Here is a 23,097-nt window from a genome sequence, read left to right on the forward strand (position 1 = left end):
TGTATTTCTTTTTTATCGAATGAATTGTTGTGTTTAGAAATTAACTTCCACGCCGAAACTAAAGGTGCGCATGGGCGGTGTCTCACAGAATACCTCGCCGGATACGGGCACTTCCGGATCATATTGCTTCCATTTCGCCCAAGTCAGCAAGTTGCTGCCGGAGAAATAGACACGGACTTTATCCAGCAAGACTTTATCGGTCCAGTTATGAGGCAGGGTAAACCCGAACGTCAGGTTCTTTAACCGCAAGTGATCCGTACTATGTACGAAGCGAGAGGAACCACCGCTCACTTTGTCGGAGCGTCCCAATACGAAACGGGGAATGTCGGTGATATCACCGGGCTTTTGCCAACGGTCTAACTCATAGATGGGCAGGTTGCGGTTTCCTTCGCTGGCTCCATCTGTCTCGATATACGTACCGGTCTTGTCGAAAGAATAGCCGCCCAATGAATAAGAGAGCGTAAAGGCCAAGTCGAACCATTTATAAGAAAGGATATTGGTAAGGCCGCCGGATATCTTCGGATCTACTTGTTTATAAGGAACCGCTTGAGCCTCATTGACATCTTGGGTCAAGGTGCGGTCTAGATTGCCGTTCTCGTCTTCCGTATTTTTATAATACAGCGCATTTCCGCTCGAGGGATCTACCCCGGCGAATTCCTTTACATAGAATGTATTGAATGGCAATCCTATTTTCCGGATAAACCAACTACTTTCCACCACTTGATCGAGATTACCATCAAGGGCCACGATCTTATTCTTGTTATGTGTCAAGTTCAATACCGTAGTCCAATTAAAATCTGCGTTTGAGATATTCAAGGAACGAACCTCCAGCTCGACACCTTTATTGTTTAACTGCCCCAGATTACCCAGATAGTTCAGGAATCCGGTCGTGGCGCTGATCGGACGGTTGTAAAGCAAATCCTTGGTGTCACGATTGTAATACTCGAGCGTTACGAAGATGCGATCGATAAACGCGAGGTCTAGTCCGAGGTTCATATTATAGTTCTTCTCCCATTTTAGATTGGGATTAGCTTGTGTGCTTTCATACGAACCGGGGTTATCCATATAGTTCTTTCCGTAACTATATAAACCCATATAACCGTAATAAGATCCCGGCTGATTACCGTTCACGCCATAAGAGGCACGGATCTTGACATCGCTCAACACTGGCTTTACGGCTTTCATGAAATCCTCGGCTCCCAGATGCCACATGCCTGAGACCGACCAGAAATTACCCCAGCGATGCTCCGGCGCCAATCGGGAACTACCATCCCGACGGAAACTTCCGGCGATATAATACCGGTTGTCGTAATCGTAATTCAAGCGGGTTAGATAAGAAAGCAACCGATAATCCTGTGTAGAGGATACGAAACTGTTTATAACGGCGGCATTGTCCGGCTCAAATAATTGGTCGGACGGCATCTTGCTTTTCTCACCGGCGGCTTTATCCGTCTGGAAACTTTCCGCCTCATAAGCGGCTAGTACATCCAGATGATGTTTGTTGGCGAATGTCCTCACGTAGTTCAACGAGGTAGAAGAGATCAATTTCCCGTATTCGATAAAACCTTTGGACGATTGGGCATCGCTACCGCTCTTGGGACCCGCCCCGCTTAATGCGTTGAAATAGCGGGCATCCTTTTGGATGCTATAATCATAGCTGAGTACTTCCTTTAATTTAAGTCCTTTGATAATCTCTACCGCACCGTGCGCCGTACCGAAGATACGGGTCATACGAACCCGGTTATAGTCGGTACGCATATCCCGCAAAGGATTTACGTTCGTCCCGGGATAGGTATTGGCGTAGGAACCATCCTCGTTAAATACCGGGTAGGAGGGAGGAGTGGCTACCGCCATGCAATAGAAAGGATTGATACTGGATGTACGTTCCTCGTTCATCTCTTGATTCACTTGCGAGAACATGAGGTTCGCTCCGGCCTCGCCTCGTTTGCCGATCTTTTGTTGCACGTTAAAGCGTCCGGAGTACCGTTCCATCGATGAGTTCTCCACCAGACCCTCTTGTTTTTGATAACCCAAGGAGCTGTAGACCGTCGTGTTCTCGGAGCCACCGGAAACGGAAGCCTCATAATTTTGATGTACGGCCTGTCTCATCAACACGTCTTTCCAATCGGTATAGCCTAAAGCGGGAACAGAGGTGTATGCCCCGATATTGGCGTTGGCGTACTCTTCCGGAGTCTGGGTGAAAGATGCGGGATCTTTGGCGATCTGGTCTTGCGCGTAATTAACCAAGCCTTCATAAAGTAGTTCCCGGCGTTGCTCTCCGTTGAGGGTCGGGCGGAAGTCTACCGCCGCGTCCGAGAATCCTGCGCTAGCGTTCAACGTGACCCGGGTACGTCCTTTCGATCCTTGTTTGGTCGTGATCAAGATAACACCGTTGGCCGCACGGGAACCGTAAAGGGAGGCGGCGGCGGCATCCTTGATAACCGTGATATTCTCGATATCGGAGGGATTGATCGTACTCATGATGTTGGTCTTGGCATTGTTCATGTAGGAGGCCTCCGATCCGCTTCCGGTACTTAGGTTTCCCGAGGTGACGGGAACTCCGTCTATCACAAACAAAGGTTCGTTCGATGCGTTGAACGAGCCCATACCACGGATACGGATGGATGCGTTCGCTCCCGGTTGCCCGGAGCTTCCCGTGATATTGACACCGGAGGTCATGCCTTGTAGTTTTTGTTCTATGGAAACCACCGGCATCTCTTTCAGTAGGTCAGCCCGTAAAGTGTTGGCGGAACCGGTAAAGGAAGAACGTGAGAAGTTACCGTAACCGGTTACCACGACCTCATCGAGGTTCATCGCCTCCGGTTGTAAAGCCACGTTTAAGATACCGCTTTTCGGGATAGATACTTGGGTCTGCTTCATGCCGATGTAATCGACAATAATGAATTTGGCGTCAGGATCAACTTCCAGCGTGAAATGCCCGTCAAGATCGGTCTCCGCTCCCGACAGGCTCCCTTTTACGATAACGGTCGCTCCTATCAGAGGCTCCTTGTCCTCTTGGGAAATCACCGTTCCTTCGATCTGTCTTTTTTGCGCATACGCTACCCCGGGCAATAGAAGTAGACATAGGAATAGTATGCCCCATGTTTTTACATTTCTCATCTCTTTTTGTTTAAAACGTCTTATTAATACCTATACTAACTAAAGGATTATCTGAAAAAGGCGTGCCAGATGTGATAAATCCTGTAGATTTCTTTATAATTGTTTTCTTATGAGATTATTACGAAAAGCTTTGAATACGGGTGTGGAGGTGGCATTGTGTAATATTTCCTCATTTGATGTGCAATTTTTCTACACTACTTGTTATCTTTGTGAAAGATGATTTAATAGGATTCGTTTATGGACACAAGAAAGATTGAGGATGTTCCTTTCGAGGAAGTACATGAGATACAAAGATATGGGACTTATTTCTCGGAGAAGAGTTTCTGGAAGAAGATAGAGCGGGTAGCGAAGAAAGTGGGGGCTACGGTATTGCGTCCTGTCTTCACGCTGTATTATATGTTGCAGGATGAAAAGGTACCTCTTCAACATAAGGCTTATATAATCGGGGCTTTAGGATACTTTATATTGCCTTTCGACTTGATCCCGGAGAGCGTGCTCCCCATTATCGGCTTCACGGACGATGTGGCGGTGATGACTTTCGTATTGAAAATGGTGAAGGATAGCATTACACCGGAGATCCGGAGAAAAGCGGATCAGAAAATACTGGATCTGTTTCCTGATCCGGCTTGATAGGGCGTTATAGCAACGGGCGAATATCGGGAAGCTCCTCGCTTCCCTTTTTCATTTCCGGAAGGAGGATTAAGGGGATCTCCGGGAATTTGGCCTTTAGATACTCCAAGGTATTCGCCTCGATCAGCGGGTCGATGCTTGGATATTGGTTATAGACGATGGCTTTTACCTCGATACCGTATCGCTCGCAGGCGTACAGGCTGAGCAAAGTATGATTGATACTTCCCAGCTTGCCGGACGTGACTAGTATCAGGGGATACGCCTGTTCCTTCACATAATCGATCGTAAGGGATTCCATGTCGTTCGGAACCATCAGTCCTCCGGCTCCTTCCAGTAATACATACTCGTAGGTCTCTCGCAATCGCCGGGTGGCTTGGGTGATCGTTTCTAAATCGATACGTCTTCCATCTTTCGCCGCCGCCATATGAGGAGAGCAGGGATAGGTGAAGATATAAGGACAAGTCAGTCCTTGCGTATCCTCGTCGGTAAAGGGGAGCCCTTGGATTTGGCGGTGTGCCTCGATATCCTCCGATACGTGCTCGCATCCGGTCTGTATCATCTTTTGGGTGATCACTTTCTTTCCGGCTTTCGCCAATGCCTTGGCGATCATTCCGGTGGCTACGGTCTTTCCGACGTTCGTGTCTATGCCGGAGATAAATAATACATTTTCTTTCGTTTGATGGTTCATTGTTCTGTTGTTTAAATAGTTGCTTGATTAATCTTTTGTCTCTATGGATATTACTCCTTGTCTCTAAGAGATTTATTCCTATTCTTCTGCGCTATTGATCTTTTCACCTTTGTGAAAAGAACGTATCACCTTTGTGAAAAGATCGTTTCACCCTTGTGATACGATTATATCATATAGGTGAAAGGATCAATACCTCGGAAGAGGCGATCTACCTCACCTTTATCTTTTGACCACTAAGATATAGAGTGGACGGTAAGTTAATGTGACCCCACCATCCGCCGAGGGGAATCTCTCTTGATAATCCCGGCAGAAACGTTCCTGTTTTCCCCGTGTCCAGACGCAAGAGGCGTTGGCCGTGACACCCGTGTACTTTAGATGTCTTAGCACCTCCAGCGGGTGCCGGAAGGTCAGGGCGATATTTCCTTCCTCTTCATGGACGATCCGGAAGTAGGTGGATAACCACTCCCTTAATTGTCCGGCGGTAGGATAGGTGAGCCCTTCTCCGGTCAGTTCCTTGATCTCGTGAAGGTTGTCTGGCGTGAAGGTGTTGAAAGCCAGCATGCCTCCGGGCGATAGGGTGGACGATAGCTTATGGAGGAAACGTGGAAGGTCTTTCATCCATTGCAGGGCGGAGGCCGAGGCAATCAAGTCGAACGTGCCGGGAAAAGCCAGTCGCTCGGCATCACCGGCCAAGAATAGAGGAGTGGCGGAAGGAAACAACTCCTCGATGGCGCTTTGCCAAGTCTCGCAAAGATCGTTGAGTACCCATTCCTCGATTTGGCATTCTTGTTTTAATAAACGGGTGAATCCGCCGCTTCCGCAACCGATTTCCAGCACCCTGCGGAAATGAGAGGAGGTGTATGCGGTCAATAGCTGTACCAGATGGGCGCATATCCGTTTCTGGGCATCCGCGTGATCGTCGTATGTATTCACCGCTTGGCTGAAACGCCGGCGGATCCGTTCTTGTTCGATTACTTCCATAATTCGTTCCATGATTGATAGTGGTAAAAAGGAAGATGAGGCGCCTTGATCTCTTGGATGGGGCAACGGCCTTGCCAGTAGTTCCGGAGGTTGGTTGCCGGGAATATCTTATCTTCGGTGGATAGGATGGCTTGATCCCAGAAGGTGGATATCCGTGGATCGGCTGATTCGAGCTTTTCCGGGAGGATCTGATTATATAGAGATTCCAGTTCCTCCTTGATTTCCTCCAGCGGACGTGGTGAGAGTTCCGAATAGCGATTGAATGTCTCCTTGTCTCCGCACATCCTGCGGTTAAAGCGACGCATGCCTTCCTCGCTGATATGATGGAGGGTTCCCTCGAAGATCGCGGTCGGGATGCCTAGCGTATCGTGCATGGGAAAAGGGGTACCGTTCAGGGCGGTCGCCGTGGTAAAGGATCGGTGGCCTGCCCAGAGTCGGGTGGCTACCCATACGCCTAGAGACCAAGCGACCAGATGTACCTCTTTATAGGGGGCGAATGTCTCTTCGAATGCGAGCGTCCTGTAATCGTAGGCAATCCATAGGTCTGTCTGCTCCGGTACTTCCAGATGGCGGAAAAGCTCCGGCGAGGTGGACCAGCCGGCGAGACAGAGGATCAGACTAGGGGATAGCTTATTTATTATCTTATCTATATACATACTATCAATTCAATTTATATACATACTATCTATCCAGTTATCTATCCGGGGGTGTAGAGACGGGGCATGTCCCGGTGGGAGACAAGGCACGCCCCGTCTCTACAATCAGTTGATGAATATTTTTTATTGTGAGGTTTGCCGTAAGGGAGAAGCGGATACGGGAGGTACCTTTGGGCACTGTCGGCGGGCGAACGGGGAGGCAGTAGAAGCCTTTTCGTTGTAGCTCTTCCGCTTTCCGTACGCAATCCTCGCTCTCTCCCACAATGAAAGGGATGATGTGGCTTTGGCTGATCTCGCCTCCTTTGCCCGTTAAAGCCTCCGCCAGCAATCGGCTATATGCTAGAAGATTCTCCCGTTCCTTCGTGAACGAGGGGAGTTGCTCCCAGATGAAGGAAGTCCATGCGATTTGGAACGGTGGCAGGGCCGTACTGAATATGAGCGGTCGCATCGTATTGACCAGATATTCCCGTATCGTACGGGAACAAACCAAATAGGCCCCCATAGACGCTAACGCCTTGCCGAAAGTACCGACCAATAGATCGATCTCTTGGATACAACTTTGTTCCTCGGCGATACCTAGCCCCGTCTTTCCACGGGCTCCGATGGCATGAGCCTCGTCTACGTACAATAGGATATTGGGATATTGCCTTTTGATAGCTATCAGGCGGTTTAAATCCGCTACATCCCCGTCCATGCTGAAAATGCTTTCGGTCAAGATGATGATCGTCTCGTATTGACAGGCGTTCTTTTGTACGAGGCGTTCCAGTTGGTCATAGTCGTTGTGGCGGTAACGGAGGAATGGGGAGCCACTCAACAAGATGCCATCGATGATGCTGGCGTGCACCAGCTTGTCGGCGAGTAATAAGGTCTGTTTATCGGTTAAGGCCGGGAGGATTCCGGTGTTGGCATGATAGCCGCTATTGAAGATCAATGCGGCTTCCCGGTCGAAGGAGCGGGCGATCTGTTTCTCCAGTTTCGTATATACGGAGAAATTACCCGTCAGCAAGCGGGATGATGATGAGGAGTAGGGATAGAAGCGGTCTTGTGTGGATGCTTGAAACTCCTCTTGTAAATCCTGCCGGCTGGCTAATCCAAGATAATCGTTGGAAGAGAGATTCAGCATACGCTTTCCCTCTTTTAATATCCATATTCCTTGATGCTCGACTTCCGGTAGGTGCCTAAGATTCCCGGAGGCTCGTAAAGCCGTAAGTTGCTCGTTATATGATTTCATATATCTATATATTACTCGGTTGTAGATATGTTAATTATGCGTTAATACTCTCAATAATCCGGAGGTTAGTCTGGATAGTTCATTCATGGAGATAATGAAAGGAGGCATGAGGTAAACCAGCCGTCCGAACGGACGTACCCATATCCCTTCCTCTACGAATTGGCGTTGTAATACCGCCATATCCACCGGATGCTTCATCTCGATAACCCCGATCGCTCCCAATACCCGTACCTCAGCGACTTCAGGCAGCTTGGCGGCTGGCGCTAACTCCGCCCGCAATTGCTCCTCTATAAGCTTCACTTTCTCCTGCCAGTGACTGGCGATCAATAAAGAGATCGAGGCCGAAGCGATAGCGCATGCCAAGGGATTTCCCATAAACGTAGGCCCATGCATAAAGCATCCCGCCTCGCCGGAACAGATCGTGTCGGCTATCGGCTTCGTCGTGATCGTGGCGGAAAGCGTAAGATAACCTCCCGTCAATGCCTTTCCGATACACATGATATCGGGTTCGACTCCCGCATGTTCCCATGCGAACAACTTTCCGGTACGTCCGAAGCCTGTCGCTATCTCGTCGAATATCAATAAGACGTTATACCGCTCGCAAAGTTCCCGGGCACGAACGAGGAAAGTGGGGGAGTAGAAATACATACCTCCTGCCCCCTGTACGACCGGTTCCAAGATCAAGGCGGCGATCTCGTCGGCATGCCGCTCTAGTAAATCCCGCAAGGGAGCCATGGCCTCCTCTCTCCATTCCTCGCCGAATCGGACCGAAGGTTGAGGTATGAAGTATTGGATGGGTAGGCTTCCGGAGAAGATCCCATGCATACCCGTCACCGGATCGCATACCGACATGGCGTGCCAAGTATCCCCGTGATAACCGCTACGGATCGTGGCGAAGGTATGTTTTCCCGGTATGCCTTTGGACTGCCAGTATTGGATCGCCATCTTTAAGGCTACCTCCACGGCTACCGAGCCGCTATCCGCTAGGAATATCTTTTCTAGGGAAGGGGGCAATAGCGGTAATAATTTAGCGGCCAACTCGACAGCCGGCTCGTGCGTGAATCCCCCGAACATGATATGACTCATCTTATCCAATTGGGCTTTAGCCGCCGCGTTAAGTACCGGATGGTTGTATCCGTGGACTGCCGCCCACCAAGAAGACATTCCGTCTATTAGCTCCCTGCCGTCCGCAAGGGTTATCGTTACGCCCTCCGCTTTGGATACCGGATAGACGGGAAGTGGATCGATGGTCGAGGTGTAGGGATGCCATAGATGATCCCGGTCGTATTGTAAAAGTTCGGTTGTTGTCATTTTTCCCAATCGGTGTTTTCGGTGAGTGAATAGCCTTCGGAGGTAAATAAGACTTTGTCTTCCTCTACCTTGCTTCCGATAGTCGTTAATAAGTCTCCGATGATTGCGGAGTTAATCCCTATATATAGGGATTTCCGTTGCGTGGCCTCGCTTAATTGTGCCCGTCCGCCGGAGAAACGGAGAAATGCGTTCGGATTGATCAAGCGGAAAAGGGCGATCGTTGTTAGCCATTCCTCTTCTTCTAGGATATGTGTATTCTCCATAGGAGTTCCCGGTATCGGCTGTAATAAATTGAGAGGGATGGATAAGACACCTTCTTTCTGTAAGAAACAAGCCATCTCGATTCGTTCCTCCATCGTCTCGCCCATGCCGATAATACCACCGCAGCATATACGGAAACCGATTTCCCGGGCGGTATGGATGGTTTCCATCTTCTGCTCGATCGTATGCGTGGAACAGAGTTGACGGAAATAGGAGGGGGCGGTCTCTATATTGCAGTGATAGTTCTCCACTCCGCTATCGTAAAGCGATTGGAGTTGGGAGCGGGTTAGCAATCCCATGGAGGCACAGCATTTAATATCGCTTTGCTGCTTGATTTGCCGGATCGTATCGGTGATCTGTTCCAATTCTTTATCCGATACTCGCTTACCGCTAGTCACCAAGGCAAAACGCCGGATGCCCTGTTTCCGGTTATATACCGCATGATAGACACATTCCTTGGCCGGAAGCAAAGGATATAAGTTTACGAGGGTCTTGTAATGTCCCGACTGTGCGCACCATTTACAATCCTCGCTGCAATTACCGCTTTTGGCGTTGATGATGGAACAAGTGTCGAACTTATTCCCCATAAAATGGCGGGTGATTTGGTGGGCGGCCTCGTAAAGTGCCTCTTTGTCCGGGTGATTCGCCAAGCTTAAAGCCTGTTCCTCAGTAATCTTCCTACCCTCTAGGATGTACTGCTTTGCTTCTTCTATTGTCATTTTCTCTCATTTAATAATTCTACGTATATATACCCAGTTGTAGAGACGGGGCACGCCCCGTCTCTACAACCAGATGGAAATAAGAAAGGCGGGAAGTATTCTTTCGGATACTTCCCGCCTTTACTATATTATATAATGTATAGTGAGCTACACGATGAGCCGGATGAGCGATCTCATTTGATACCAATACCGGGAGTAATGCCGTAAACAGTCCATGCGATACCGCGAGGCTCCGTTTGTTCTCCTCGGTATTCTCCCTCTCCTCGTCATCCTCTTCGGAAAATCCGTCCGTGAACGTACCGATACCGGTATGTAAAGACTGGTTCTTTTTCTCGAAGCGATCGGCTACGGAAAAGGATAATTGTCCGATCGTAACAGCTCTCTGTACACTGATGAAAGCCGCATACGCCTTCCGGCTCCATCTTCTGAAACGGAGTGCCTGCGAACGATATGTATACGACTTCCTCATCCTCTAATTTTCAATTGTCAAGCCACTTTATCCAGTTTCTTCATGATAGAGAACATGAACAACGCAGACAGTAAACAAAGAACGATCAACACGCTCCATACCATCCATAACTGCATGCCTCCCCACAAATAACCGATGATAGCGACCAGATAGTTACCGATAGCCGTAGCCACGAACCACCCACCCATCATCATACCTTTGTATTTAGGAGGAGCCACTTTGGATACGAAAGAGATACCCATCGGAGAAAGCAATAATTCGGCGAAGGTCAATACCAGATAAGTCGATATCAACCAGTTCGGAGAAACCAATACCTGCAATTTGCTATCCGCCGCTAAAGCGTCCGGTGTAGGCAAGCCCATAGAACCGATCGCCAAGATCAAGAAACCGCAAGCGGCGATCATCATACCCAATCCGATCTTACGAGGAGCGGACGGCTCTTTCTTCTTATTAGCCAGATAACCAAAGATCGCCAACGATACCGGAGTCAATACAACCACGAAGAACGGGTTAAATTGCTGGAAGGTCTGCGGAAGGATCGTTACGGTTTCCGGCATAGCCATATATTTGATACCTAGAGCGGCTAATGCGGCCACGGTCACGATGCCGGCGATCGTTTTGCCTTTGCTCGTTGTGGATTGTGCGATAGCGAATCCTCCATACACGGCGATAACCAATAATGTTAAGTTAATCACATCAAAGCCGATACGATCCAGTCCGGTCACTTGGTTGGCCGTATAGTCGCGAGCAAAGAACGTCATTGTCAGACCATTTTGATGGAAAGCCATCCAGAAGAACAATACCACGGCGAATACCAGCAGCAAGGCGGTGATACGTTGTTTCGTCTCGGCAGGTGACAATTCCTCTTGCGGAGCGTGGGAAGCCTTTGCTTGTTTGGTATTGACATCCGCATGCTTAAAGGTAGAGCGGAATCCCATATAGATAGCCATCGATATGATCAATGAGATACAAGCCACACCGAATCCATAGTTGTATGCCTCAGACAACTTCTCGATATACGTGGAACAGAACGTAGCCATATCGCCGGTGAAACCTTGTGCGCTTTGCAGAGCGGCGAGTGCCTCTTTGTTCTCTGCGGAGATGGTTCCGTTTAAGAATTGGTGAGCGAGTGCCGGAATTTGTGACTCGTAGAAAAGGTTATACTTACCCAACATCCAGTCTGTCATTTTAGTGGCAGCCGTAGGTGCGTACATGGCACCGATATTGATCGCCATATAAAACAAACTAAAGGCTTGGTCACGTTTACTTCTATATTCCGGGGCATCATAAAGATTACCTACCATCACTTGTAAGTTACCTTTAAATAATCCGGTACCGCAAGCGATTAGCGCTAGCGAGCCGAACATCATGATTTTTCCCGAGGCGGCATCTGTTGGGATGGCTAATAAAAGATAACCGACAAACATGATGATGATACCCGAGGTAACCATCTTTCCATAACCGAACTTATCGGCCATCATACCGCCAATCAATGGCATAAAATACACGAACGCTAAGAAGCTAGCGAAAATCGTTGATGTCTCAGCGGCCGTATAGCCGAATTTCGCTTGCAAGAATAATGTGAAAATCGCAAGCATCGTGTAATAACCGAAGCGTTCGCCCGTGTTCGCGAGTGCTAGGGCATAGAGACCTTTAGGTTGTCCTTGTAACATGTGTTTTAGATAATATTAGTTTATACTTATTGAATAATTTGCTTTATGGCGCCGGTTTCCGGATAGAAAAGAACTTTGACGGGGGCTTTCTTATCCTCAAACATAACAGGGGCTAATCCTTCCCGTGTTCCGAATTGAGTGATTTGGGCCTCTCCTTTGTAGAGCGTTTTTTTGTTCATTAGTATTTCTATGCTGGCTTTTCCCGGAACATTGTAGACGATTCCTTTCAATGATTTGTCTTTCTTCTCGGCTTCCTTGGCATCAAGGATCGGAGCTCTTTCTGTCGCTTTCAAGTTCATATAGACAGGGGTACCGCCCAAATCGTCAGCGTCTACGATACCTAGCTGCTTGGAGAAACGGAACAATACTTCTTTATCTAGGTTGTCGTGGGGGATGATACTTACCTCATAATGCTCGGTTTCTTTGGTCAAGATTCCGGTGAATAGGTTTGTTAATGCTTTTTCTTGCTCCTCCAATTGCTGGATCACCAGTTTCATGGCTTCACCATCGGGGGGTAAATTATCCGCCTCGCCGGTCAAGATGTTCAAACGGCTTTCCCGGATACGGTAAATTTGTTTAGCGGCCACCTCCGCTTGTTTGGCGGTGGAGCCTGCCATTAGTAATTCCTCTGAGAAAACGGAAGCGTCTGTCACTTTTTGTTGGGAGCCTTTATTTTTCTTTGCGGCATCTAGCTCGGATTCAACTGGTGTATATTCTGCGTTTATCGAGCATAATAATCCATCTTCGGTAAGATAAGCGTAAGGGGCGACCGTACCTTGTTTGAATTCTACGATATAGGTATTATCCGCATCGGGTAATCCCCGGTTGATCAGACTGATTTTTCCGAGATCGAAATAAACCTTGTCTTCCGTGACCGCATCCTTTACGCCTAGATACTTCTCTGCATATTGATAGTAAGGCCCGGCTTTGCAAGTTACTTTCGTCACTTCGGCGTCTACGACTAGCGAGGTCTTGGGCAACGAGTAGGTGATTCCGAAATTATTGGCTTTTACGGCGTTCTTTTTTACCACCTTGGTTTGTGCCATAAGCGGCATCCCGAGGAGTAAACTAGCTATAATGATTATATTCTTCATATCCCAGTTTATTTTAATTCTGTATATTATTGCGCAAAACTAGGAAATATTTTGCTTAAAACCAATTGGAAGTATTCTTATTGCATGAAAATCCCGGACAACATTAAGAATTTCTAGATTCGCATTGTTCGGGATTCTGAGGATGTCCGGGGGAGAAAGCTTAAAATAGCACGTCTATATAGATCGGCAGGTGATCGGACGACTGGATATCGATCACTTGGTCGTTGATAATCCTAAATTCATGCCTTAGGTCGCCGAAGATATAATCTAAACGCAAACGGGGATGATCCGAGGGGTAGGTCTCTAACGTAGGGTCGGATAAGAGCCTCCACGTTTGTTTCATCGCCTTGAATTCTTTAGAGTCTGGCTCCATGTTGAAGTCTCCGGTGATCAGGATTGGTTTGTTTTCTCTTTTCATCGTCTCATTGATGAGTCGTATAGAGGCCAGGCGAGAGTCTGGGTCGAGCGAGAAATGTGTGTTACACAAGGTATAGTTCGGATATTCGAGACAAAGGAAGGTACGTGGCTCTTCCTTTCCCGGCAGAGGTATGTATTGGTAGCTGCGAGGTTTTTTGCGGGAGAGTGCGGCGATTCCGTATAATCCCTTAGAACGTTCTGTGGCAGGTGCGAAGATTGGATACATGCCGGTCAACCGTGCCAATTCTGCATATTGGTTGATCCATCCAGAGCGTTCGCATACACTGTCCACCTCTTGTAGCCCGACATAGTCCGGCTGGATCTTGTTGATCACTTCAGCGATTCGCTTCAAATTGGTCTGTTGGTCCATACCGATCCCGATGCGGATGTTGTAGCTCATGATTCTTAACGATTGTCGTGTCTTGCATAGGCCACTTCCCAAATTTAGGAGGGCGATGGTTAGGAGAAATAAGATTCGTTTCATGGATTTCTAAGGTATTTCGTGAATAGAAACCCCCGCAGACAACAAGAAGGACTATCTGCGGGGGCTACAGTAATAAAAATTGAAGATTAATAATTATCGTTCTGTGTTAATGCGCCTCCTACATAGTCGATCTCGCTTTGTGGAATCGGGTAGGGGTATGTCTTATCGGTGACGAGTGTCCCGGCACCGGAATACTTGCCCTCATCAGTCTTGCCGAATTTCTGCATTGTAGATACGAAGGTGCCCCAGCGAATTAAGTCGTAGAAGCGTAATCCCTCGCCTGCAAGTTCGATACGGCGTTCGTGGCGAACGGCGGCACGCAGATCATCGGAAGCTTTCACTTTATACTTAGCGTTGAAAGTATCCTCGGTCACTCGATCGCTCTCCTTGAGGTTGAACTTACGGTATTTAGCGTAGCTATCTGTCAAAGAGGTTGTCACGAAGGCACGATAACGTACTTGGTTGATCAGGTCGGCCGCTAGTTGTTTGTCGCCATCCGTCTCGATCAGGCATTCAGCGTACATCAGCAATACATCGGCATAGCGGATGTGATAGTGGGTCCAATCCGTGTTCAATAAATCGTTTAGTGGCCGTCTGGAGAAGTCTGGATACTGCTTACGGCTGTGTTGCTGTGGGAAATTGTCGTAGCCGGAATAGTCGTGTACCTCTTCGGAACCATCGTTCTTGACGAATATATCGCCGGATGACAATACCGTGTGTACCAAGCGTGGATCGCCTACCTCATATTCGTCTACCAAATCCTTCGTCGGACACTCGCCGCCCCATCCGCCGGCAATACCGCGACCGACATTCATTTGTGGACAAACGCTACCGCTAGTGTAGCTAGGAATGTAAGAGCGCAGGGTGATGAAGACGGACTCTTTTGACATATAGCCCTCTGTGGCGTTATTGAATAGCTTCTCGTAGTCATCTACTAATTCATAGCTTCCGGATTCGACAACTGCCTTCAGGTCTTTCAGAGCCTCTCCGTAGTTGCCGTAGAACATCAATACCCTAGCACGGAAAGCCATGGCGGCCTCTTTGGTGATTCGCCCAATCTCGCTGGTCGGAAGGCTTTTTGCATTAGGTAGATTAGGTTCGGCGATTGCGGTGTTCAGGTCTTTCAGGATAAAGTTCATGACCTCCTCTTTGCTGGATTTCGTGATCGTACTTTTGTCGACGACTTCCATGGGCTTGTCAATTAGTGGAATATTCTGGAAGATTGTAGCTAGGTCGTAGTAATAGAACGCACGCATGAATTGAGCCTCTGCGATCCATCGCTGTTTGGTTTCTGTGCTGACCAAGCCTCCGGCATCATCGATCAATTCTGATTCAGGTGTGATTAGCGACAGGAATACGTTGCAGGCTGAGATCGCTGTTTGGTAGCGATGAGTCCAAAGGTCGGACAAGACTTGATTAGTCGCCATTGGTGTTCCGCGGGCGATTTCCGTGATACGAACGCGGTCTCCTGCATCAGAGCCGCCTTTGGAGCAGTCGTCGCTCAATTGATCTCCCAAGACAAATTTCATGTCCTGATAGTTCCAGCTATCTTGTAAGGGCTGATAGCAATTGACCAAAAGTTTGTAGCCGGCATCCTTGGTACTCAGATAAGTTACCTCATCCAATGTTCCCAATGGCGGGCGGTCTAGAAAGTCGCTGTTACAGCTTGTCGTAAGGGCACCGACGCATGCGATCGATACAAGTAATTTCCCTATGTTAACTATAGATTTCATAATAATTCATTTTAAGATTATAATTTCAAACTAAGACCGAACATGAATGTACGCGGTTGCGGATAGAATCCCATATCACAGCCTTTGTAAAGAGGCGAGTTATTGATCTCTCCGATCTCAGGATCTAGTCCGGAATAACCGGTGATCGTGAATAAGTTCTGTGCGGCAACAAAGAAACGAAGGTTGTTGATCGTGATCTTCTTAGTCCATTCGGACGGAAGCGTATAACCGATTGTCAGGTTCTTCAAGCGAACATAAGAACCATTTTCCACATACCAATCGGACATCTCCAAGTTCATGCGGCTATCCGCATCGATTGCGAAGTTCTCGTTTGTACTACCCGGTCCGTTCCAGTAGGTTGTTAATATATCCTTCGGAGCATTGTACCAACCGGTACCTGAATAGATGTCATATTTCAATATGTTTAAGATGTCATTGCCGACTGATCCTTGGAAGAAGGCGGAGATGTCGAATCCTTTCCATTCTGCGCCTAAGGTCAAACCAAAGGTGAAGTCTGGATGAGGATTTCCTGTCATCGTGCGGTCTTCGTCGTCTAGTTTACCATCTTTGTTCAAATCTTGGAACTTTAAGTCGCCCGGCTTTGCGTTTGGCATTACCATTTGACCGTTGTTCTTGTAGTTGTCGATCTCTTCTTGGGTCTGGAAGACACCATCGGTTTTATATCCGTAGAAATAACCGATCGGTTGTCCTGGCTCTGTCATCGTATAGGAGAAGTATCCTAGATGGATGCCTTTACCCGGAATATTCGCTCCACTACCTAGGCTTTTTACCTTATTTTTATAGGTGGATACGTTTCCGTTGATATGATATTGGAAGTCGTTCCCGATCTTACCGTCGTATCCGAGCGTTACTTCAAAACCTTTATTGCTTACGCTACCGGCATTCATCCACGGCGTGTTGGGGAATCCTAGTGAACTGGGCACGGGTACTTGCACCAACATATCACTTGTCTGACGGTCAAAGTAGTCGAAGGTTGCTCTCAAGGAACCTTGGAAAAAGGCCAAATCCAATCCGAAGTCCAGTTGGCGAGTAGTCTCCCATTTCAGATCCGGATTACCCACCTGCGTACGTCCGGCATACAAGTTCGTCTGATACGGATTACCGAAGAGGTAGTAGCTACCATTTCCGAACGTATTCATATAGGCTCCGGAGGAGATAGTCTGGTTCCCGATCTCACCCCAAGCTGCTCTTAACTTACCTTGTGACAGCCACTCAAGGTTCTTCATGAAGCTCTCTTCCGAGAAATTCCAACCGGCGGATACGGAGGGGAAGTAACCCCAGCGATTACCATCTGCAAATTTAGAGGATCCATCCCAACGGATATTGGCTGTGATCATATAACGGTTGTCAAAGGAATAAAATACACGACCGAAATAAGAATTCAGCGTACTCGTGGCGTAGTAGCCTGATGCGGCGGGATTCATGGTACCGGCGTTGATGATCTGCTGGTTCGGGTTGTTGTTGACCTGTCCTTCTTTATAGGCGTAGATCTCCTCGTAGCGCTCTTTCTCTGCGGAGGTACCGACCATGGCTGTTACCGCATGTTTGTCGAATTTTTGATTGTAAGTTAGGTAATTGTCGAATACCCAGTAATCTTTATTCGCTACGCTCCGACTGGCGCCCGCATAAGTGGAGTACTCATCTCCATCCAGATAGTAAGAAGGACGGAAAGAGTCGCTTTGGTTACGGACTAAGTCAAGAGCGATACTGGATTTGAAGGTCAAGAAGGGTAACAACTTGACTTCGCCGGAGATATTACTTTTCGTGGCGATCCCGTGCCATTGATTTAATGCGGAGCGGTCTACCTGTCCAACCGTGTTCGGTTTGTTTGAGTAAATTACGCCTGTATAGCGAGACCAAGGATTGGTCGGCTCATAACCACCCATAATCCGGTTTTGCAAGAAATCTGGGATATCCACTAGGTTGTCGCGATATACCGGAGTGATTGGGTCTGCCGCAAGGGTACTGAACACGGTTGCTGTGTAAGAGTTATTCTCATCTAGGTTGCGCCTGGATTCGTACGTGACGTTCACATTTGCGGAGAGGTTCAACCACTTGGTTACCTCAGAGTCTACGTTCAACCGACCGGAGAGGCGTTCATAGTCGGAACCTTTCAAGATTCCTTGTTGATCCATATAGCCGAAGCTAGCACGGTATCTGAGTTTCTTCATACCTCCGGAGAAAGCTAGGTTGTAATTCTGACTGATAGCTTCCTTGGGTTTACGGGTGCTCTCTTTCCACCAATCCGTACCGGATCGTCCTCCGTTTTTCCCTAGGAAAGTAAGGATCTGCTCTCGCTTCTCTGATGTGGCGAAATCATCGATCAAGGCTTTCCCGGATGCGGCGTAAGCCCGGTTCTTATATTCCATGAAACCTTCGGCGTCTAGCATGTCATACGTTTTCACTACATCTTGGAAACCAATGTTCATATCAAACTCGATGTTGCTTCGGTAACTCTCGCCGGAAGCTCCTCGCTTTGTGGATACTAGGATCACACCGTTGGCAGCACGGGCACCATAGATCGCTTGTGCGGAAGCGTCTTTCAATACCTCTATGCTCTCGATATCACGGGCATTTAACCAACCGATATCACCTTGAGGTAGACCATCTACTACATACAACGGATCATTATTATTGATAGTACCGACACCACGGATACGGACATTACCGAGTGAACCTGGGCTACCGGAACTAGATGTTATGGTTACACCGGCTGCTTTTCCTTGCAAGGCGTCGGCGGCGCTGCGAAGCGGTAGGTTCGAGATCTCGTCTCCTTTTACTTGAGAAACAGCTCCGGTTAAATCTCTTTTCTTGAAGGAACCGTAACCAACAACTACTACCTCATCCAACTTTTGAGTGTCTTCCGCTAAAGTGACGTTGAGGTTGCTTTTATTGCCTACGTTGATACTTTGTTGGAGATAGCCGATGTACGAGAATTCAACGGTAGCATTGGAGGGAACATTCTCTAGAATGTAGTTTCCGTCCATATCGGTCATAGATCCGATTGTAGTACCTTTCACTACAACGTTTACTCCGATCAGAGGCTCCCCATCTTGTCCTACTACTTGTCCGGTTAGCCGTTTGCGATTTTGGTTGGTGGATGGCAACTCCGTATCTTTCATGGTCTTGTTGGTAAGTACTACGTGATTCTTGACGATCTTATACGTAATATCCGTACCTCTAAAGACATTGTTTAATACTTGTTCTATGGATTCTTCATGGATATTGACATCAACCCGTTTATTCAAATTGATTTGATTGTCATTATAAAAGAATTTATATTCACTTTGGTCTTCAATCGCCTTAAAAACTTCAGTGATAGTTCCTTTTGTGATATTTAAGGATATAATTTGTGCTGATGCCGCTACTGTGTACGGCTGGAAAAAGGTTAAGCACAAACCTAAAAATAATGATTTTTTCAGGGTTCTGTAATTAGTTCTACCGGAACCATTGACATTCCCCGATATGAAATATCAGAGATGGATAAACAAGAGGCTGTGGAAGATAATGATCCTTATTCGATACTTAGTATTTTTGAAATAGAACGAATCACGGAAAATACGATAGAGGAATTACCAGATCAATGTAAATCCATTTTTAAATTGAGTCGTATAAATGGACTCAAGAACCAAGAGATCGCAGATAAATTGGATATCTCCGTCCGTACAGTGGAAACACAGATATATAGAGCCCTTAAGATTTTGAAAAGTAGATTGAAAGATTATCTGGTTTCTTGAAAAAATATAATACAAAAATCTATCAATCTTGTAAGTAGCACATCGTTTTGAAGTGTCATACATATAGAATCGAGAAAAAACAATGAAAGAATATATAAAAAATATAATTGCGGAAAGTCTCAAAGACGAAGTAGATGTTGATAGGGAGTGGGAGCGTTTGTTTTCATCCATAGAGAAAAAAACTATTTCCAAAATGAAAACAAGAAGGCTATTCCTTCAATACATGAAATATGCCGCTGCCGTGGTTTTGGGCATAGGTGTTTCACTATCAACGTTGTATCTTACGAATCAAGAGAACTTATCGACAGTTGGAAATTATAAATTAGTAACGAGCAAAGGAGAGAAGAGCTATTTGCAATTACCGGATGGTACGAGGGTTTGGCTTAACTCTTGTACAACTCTAGAATATGCGGAGAACTACGGCCATTCCAATCGTAGCATTTATTTGGATGGAGAAGCTTATTTTGAAGTCGCAAAGAATAAAGACTTACCATTTGTTGTAAAGGCAAACGGTATTGATGTGAAAGCGATTGGTACGGCCTTTAATGTTTCCGCTTATATGGAAGACTCGCAACTAACCACAACCTTGTTCAATGGCAAGGTCGCCGTACAACCTACGTTGACTAAACAAGAGGTCTTACTTGAGCCTAACCAAGTGGCGGTTTATGATAAAAGTAGAAATAAGATAGAAGTAGTACCTTACGATAAGAAACTATTCGCTCAATGGAGAGGAGGTTTCTTGTCTTTTAAAATGATGTATCTGCAAGATATAACAAAGTTGTTGGAAAGGAACTATAACGTTGTATTTCGTTATGAAAATCAAGGGATAAAAAAATTAAGGTTTAGCGGTAGTTTCCGTAACAACGAAGATTTATCGGAGATTCTCAATGTGATAAAGACGAATACGGGTATTCGCTATCAAATACTGAAAGATACTATAGTAATCAAATAATAAATCATTGAATTATTAATCTTAAAAACAGTCTTGCTTATGAGAAATGGATGATTTTTAGTGTAATACGGATAAAAAACGTAACATTGTTAGATCTTATTATTAATCTTAAATTTATTAATTATGGCTAATCAGATAGGGAGTTCCGGTAGAACGAAGGTAATTGAGGCATTCGTTCTGTATAGCCCTGTATAAATAAGCGTTTAAAGACGTGTGAATATCGATGTTCTCACGCTTTTCCCAAAAGCGGAGGAAGACGTTTTGTAAGATGTCTTTTGCGTCTTCCGGGGCGGGGATAAATTTTCGGCAATGTATATAAAGTTGGAGATAAACAGACTTGAACAGGGTATTAAAGGCGGCTATATCTCCTTGTTTGATCAATTCGATTATTTTGTTGTCAGATGCCATTTTATTCCCGTGTATTATTAGAAAGGTGGAGCGTATAGGCTAGGAGAACGTCCCTTGGGCCTATACGCTTACTACCTGTCAATTAATGCTAATCCCTATTATAAGATTTCGTTTGCGGTTTTATTGAAGTATTGGATACATTCTTTAATGTCCGGTACAGAGTTTTCCCAGTTGTATTCATACTCGATAGAGAATACTCCCTTGAAATTCTGGGATTTGAGTTCTTTCAACATTCCCTTTACATCTAGGATGCCTGTGCCCCAGATCACGTCGTGCTGCTCATTCTCTCCTGCTTTTTTCGGGGCGATATCCTTGAAATGCAAAGAGATGATTCGACCTTTGAGTTGCTTTAAGCAATCAATCTGGTTTAGCCCCTCCCGACGCCAATGCCCCACATCGGAACAAGAACCAAGCGATTGACTGCGTCCGGAGATGGCTTTCAACAGGTTCTCAGGTTTCCAGTAGTCGGAAGGCTGCGGGTGATTATGGACGGAGATCTTAATGTTGTATTGCTTGGACAATTTTTCTACCAAGTCCCAGTCACTTAAAGCCGGTTCGCAAGTAATGAACTCTAGGTCCATCGCTTTCGCGAATTTGAACATCTTTTCCCAATCGGACGACTTTTCGGCTACATACACCCCGGTTCCTACGATCTTGATACCTTTGGATGCCGCAAGCTCCTTGATCTCTTTCTGGGTCTGCGCATCAAGGTTGAAATCGAATACTTTATCTCCCCATTTACCACCGAGCTTATGGCCGGGATAAATCTCGATGTATTTCAATCCCAGTTCTTGTGTCTTATCGAGAGCTTCCGTCAAAGGGAACAGGTGGAAACTATAGGATTGCATCCCTAGACGCCATCCGTTCTTCTCGGCCTTCGTTTGCGCTTCGCTTGGAATAGCCAATAGGCAGCAAACGATCGCTATCATTATTTTATAGATATGTCTTATCATATTTGGCTGTTATTAAAAGGTTTATCTTGGCATATCCGGCAAAGAGAAACCGTTGTTATACGTATGCTTGATCCATTCGTTGGCCATTTCCGCAGCGTTAAACTCGGCGAAGCGACGGTCGAAACGCGGATCTCCGTCAATTACCTTGAAATCATCCACCGTGACGATCTTGATCTTATCGTTCGGGGAGATGTTCGTAAACCGCATGTTCTCTCCATCCCATTGCAACTCACGATGCAAACCTTGCAGTCCGGAGAGGCGAACGGCCAAGACTCCCATCACGACCATCTCGTTGAACGGACCGGAGAACTGGAAGTTGGATGAGGCTTCCGTACGATTTTCCGGGGATTCCTTGCAAGCCCGGATCCAGTCTTGCTCATGGGCATTGGTGGACCATATGTCTCCATTGCCACCTTTCACTCTCGGGATCGTCGGTTTGGGCTGGTTGAAATGTTCCATGTCGGAAACCGGTAATAAGGTCGGGTTCATTCCATAACAGCCTGTCATGATCTTTCCTTTCGTTCCGATGAAGATGATACCGCCGTTCTCGTCGCCCATCATCTGCCCGTCTTTCAATTCTTCCGGACGGGGAGGCATCAGACCACCATCGTACCAATAGACTTTCACTTCCGGCATCTTGACATTTCCTTTGGGTGGACGTGCGGGGAATGTATAGGTTACGATCTGTGCGTGAGGAGGGGAGTACAGGTTACTCAAAGTAGAGCTGCCGATTACGCTGGTCGGATATTTTAAGTCGAGTGCCCAATACAACGGGTCCATGATATGGCAAGCCATATCGCCCAAGGCCCCGGTTCCGAAGTCCCACCATCCACGCCAGTTCCAAGGGGTATAGACCGGATTATAAGGCCGCTTTTGAGCCGGGCCGATCCATAAATCCCAATCCAGTGTCTTCGGGCACTTCGGGGTATCGTTCGGCTTCATCAAGCCTTGGGGCCAGATGGGGCGGTCTGTCCAACAATGTACCTCATATACATCGCCGATTACGCCAGACTGTATCCACTCCGCGATCTGCCGGCACCAGTCGAATGAGTTACCTTGGTTACCCATTTGGGTGGCTACCTTATATTTCTTCGCCAGTTTGGTAAGCAAACGCGATTCGTAAACGGAGTGGGTAAGCGGTTTTTGCGTATAGCAATGCTTGCCTAGCGTGATTGCGTGGGCGGTCACGCCGGCATGTGTATGGTCTGGGGTGGCTACCATAATCGCATCGATTGATTTACCCATCTCATCGAACATGACACGCCAGTCTTTAAAGCGTTTAGCCTTCGGATAGTCCTTGAAGGTCTTGTCCGCGTAGTGCCAATCTACATCGCATAAAGCTACGATATTCTCCGTGTTCATGTTGGCGAGGTTACGACGTCCCATACCGCCGACACCGATACCCGCGATATTCAGTTTGTCACTAGGAGCTGTATAGCCAAAGGATTTACCGAGTACAGAACCCGGAACGATCGTTAGTCCGGCTGCCGCTACGGCTCCGGTCTTGAGGAAACTTCTTCTCGAAATGTTTTTCATAACTATTAAATTTTAAGAAAACG

The 23,097-nt window shown here is 46.9% G+C and carries 19 protein-coding genes; 3 read left to right on the forward strand and 16 right to left on the reverse strand.

Going from position 1 to position 23,097, the window contains the following annotated elements:
- Window positions 1–33: 33 nt before the first annotated feature.
- A complete protein-coding gene (locus CI959_RS13235) occupies window positions 34–3,120 on the reverse strand; it encodes a TonB-dependent receptor (RefSeq protein ID WP_057317176.1) in 3,087 nt (1,028 codons plus the stop codon).
- A gap of 237 nt (window positions 3,121–3,357) precedes the next feature.
- Here CI959_RS13235 and CI959_RS13240 point away from each other — a divergent pair, with 237 nt between their 5' ends.
- A complete protein-coding gene (locus CI959_RS13240; protein WP_005854762.1) occupies window positions 3,358–3,750 on the forward strand; it encodes a YkvA family protein in 393 nt (130 codons plus the stop codon).
- 7 nt (window positions 3,751–3,757) lie between these two features.
- Here CI959_RS13240 and bioD read toward each other — a convergent pair whose 3' ends face one another.
- From bioD to CI959_RS13300, 12 genes are all read right to left on the reverse strand, one after another.
- Window positions 3,758–4,438 carry a dethiobiotin synthase gene (gene bioD / locus CI959_RS13245; protein ID WP_005854764.1) on the reverse strand — a complete coding sequence of 227 codons (681 nt, stop codon included), beginning with the start codon at window positions 4,436–4,438 and terminating at the stop codon, window positions 3,758–3,760.
- Between the two features lie 219 nt (window positions 4,439–4,657).
- Window positions 4,658–5,419, reverse strand: a complete 762-nt coding sequence (bioC, locus tag CI959_RS13250) for a malonyl-ACP O-methyltransferase BioC (protein WP_005854766.1) — start codon at window positions 5,417–5,419, stop codon at window positions 4,658–4,660.
- Complete coding sequence (locus CI959_RS13255; protein ID WP_005854768.1) at window positions 5,410–6,075, reverse strand: DUF452 family protein; 666 nt, start codon at window positions 6,073–6,075, stop codon at window positions 5,410–5,412. The genes bioC and CI959_RS13255 overlap by 10 nt, the downstream gene beginning before the upstream one ends.
- A 37-nt stretch (window positions 6,076–6,112) precedes the next feature.
- Entirely contained in the window at window positions 6,113–7,306 is a 1,194-nt protein-coding gene (locus CI959_RS13260) for an 8-amino-7-oxononanoate synthase (RefSeq protein ID WP_005854770.1), read from the reverse strand.
- A gap of 30 nt (window positions 7,307–7,336) precedes the next feature.
- Window positions 7,337–8,617: an adenosylmethionine--8-amino-7-oxononanoate transaminase gene (gene bioA, locus CI959_RS13265; protein WP_005854772.1), complete on the reverse strand. Its 1,281-nt coding sequence runs from the start codon at window positions 8,615–8,617 to the stop codon at window positions 7,337–7,339.
- Window positions 8,614–9,597, reverse strand: a complete 984-nt coding sequence (bioB, locus tag CI959_RS13270; protein ID WP_005854774.1) for a biotin synthase BioB — start codon at window positions 9,595–9,597, stop codon at window positions 8,614–8,616. Before bioB ends, bioA begins: the two co-directional genes overlap by 4 nt.
- A 19-nt stretch (window positions 9,598–9,616) precedes the next feature.
- On the reverse strand, window positions 9,617–10,066 hold the full coding sequence (locus CI959_RS13275) for a hypothetical protein (RefSeq protein ID WP_005854776.1): 450 nt from the start codon (window positions 10,064–10,066) through the stop codon (window positions 9,617–9,619).
- 17 nt (window positions 10,067–10,083) lie between these two features.
- Window positions 10,084–11,739 carry a peptide MFS transporter gene (locus CI959_RS13280; RefSeq protein ID WP_005854778.1) on the reverse strand — a complete coding sequence of 552 codons (1,656 nt, stop codon included), beginning with the start codon at window positions 11,737–11,739 and terminating at the stop codon, window positions 10,084–10,086.
- Window positions 11,740–11,765: 26 nt separating this feature from the next.
- Window positions 11,766–12,833 (reverse strand): DUF4831 family protein, encoded by a 1,068-nt coding sequence (locus CI959_RS13285; protein ID WP_005854780.1) that lies wholly within the window; start codon window positions 12,831–12,833, stop codon window positions 11,766–11,768.
- A 160-nt stretch (window positions 12,834–12,993) separates the two neighbouring features.
- A complete protein-coding gene (locus tag CI959_RS13290; protein WP_005854781.1) occupies window positions 12,994–13,734 on the reverse strand; it encodes an endonuclease/exonuclease/phosphatase family protein in 741 nt (246 codons plus the stop codon).
- A gap of 86 nt (window positions 13,735–13,820) precedes the next feature.
- A complete protein-coding gene (locus tag CI959_RS13295; RefSeq protein WP_022192032.1) occupies window positions 13,821–15,467 on the reverse strand; it encodes a RagB/SusD family nutrient uptake outer membrane protein in 1,647 nt (548 codons plus the stop codon).
- Between the two features lie 17 nt (window positions 15,468–15,484).
- Complete coding sequence (locus tag CI959_RS13300; protein ID WP_005854785.1) at window positions 15,485–18,886, reverse strand: TonB-dependent receptor; 3,402 nt, start codon at window positions 18,884–18,886, stop codon at window positions 15,485–15,487.
- Window positions 18,887–18,967: 81 nt separating this feature from the next.
- On the opposite strand from CI959_RS13300, the gene CI959_RS13305 reads away from it, so the two are divergent.
- Entirely contained in the window at window positions 18,968–19,225 is a 258-nt protein-coding gene (locus tag CI959_RS13305) for a sigma-70 family RNA polymerase sigma factor (RefSeq protein ID WP_005854787.1), read from the forward strand.
- An 82-nt stretch (window positions 19,226–19,307) separates the two neighbouring features.
- Complete coding sequence (locus CI959_RS13310) at window positions 19,308–20,177, forward strand: FecR family protein (RefSeq protein ID WP_005854789.1); 870 nt, start codon at window positions 19,308–19,310, stop codon at window positions 20,175–20,177.
- A gap of 117 nt (window positions 20,178–20,294) precedes the next feature.
- On the opposite strand, the gene CI959_RS13315 is transcribed toward CI959_RS13310, so the two are convergent.
- The 3 genes from CI959_RS13315 to CI959_RS13325 form a co-directional block, all read right to left on the reverse strand.
- The gene (locus CI959_RS13315) at window positions 20,295–20,585 is read right to left on the reverse strand and encodes an RNA polymerase sigma factor (RefSeq protein ID WP_005854791.1); all 291 of its coding nucleotides are present in this window, start codon (window positions 20,583–20,585) and stop codon (window positions 20,295–20,297) included.
- 98 nt (window positions 20,586–20,683) lie between these two features.
- Window positions 20,684–21,538, reverse strand: coding sequence for a sugar phosphate isomerase/epimerase (locus CI959_RS13320; RefSeq protein ID WP_005854793.1), 855 nt, complete (start codon window positions 21,536–21,538; stop codon window positions 20,684–20,686).
- Window positions 21,539–21,559: 21 nt separating this feature from the next.
- Complete coding sequence (locus tag CI959_RS13325) at window positions 21,560–23,074, reverse strand: Gfo/Idh/MocA family oxidoreductase (protein ID WP_005854795.1); 1,515 nt, start codon at window positions 23,072–23,074, stop codon at window positions 21,560–21,562.
- Between the last annotated feature and the right edge of the window lie 23 nt (window positions 23,075–23,097).

Origin of the sequence: Parabacteroides sp. AT13, from assembly GCF_002272965.1 — a bacterium.
Taxonomy (GTDB): domain Bacteria; phylum Bacteroidota; class Bacteroidia; order Bacteroidales; family Tannerellaceae; genus Parabacteroides; species Parabacteroides distasonis.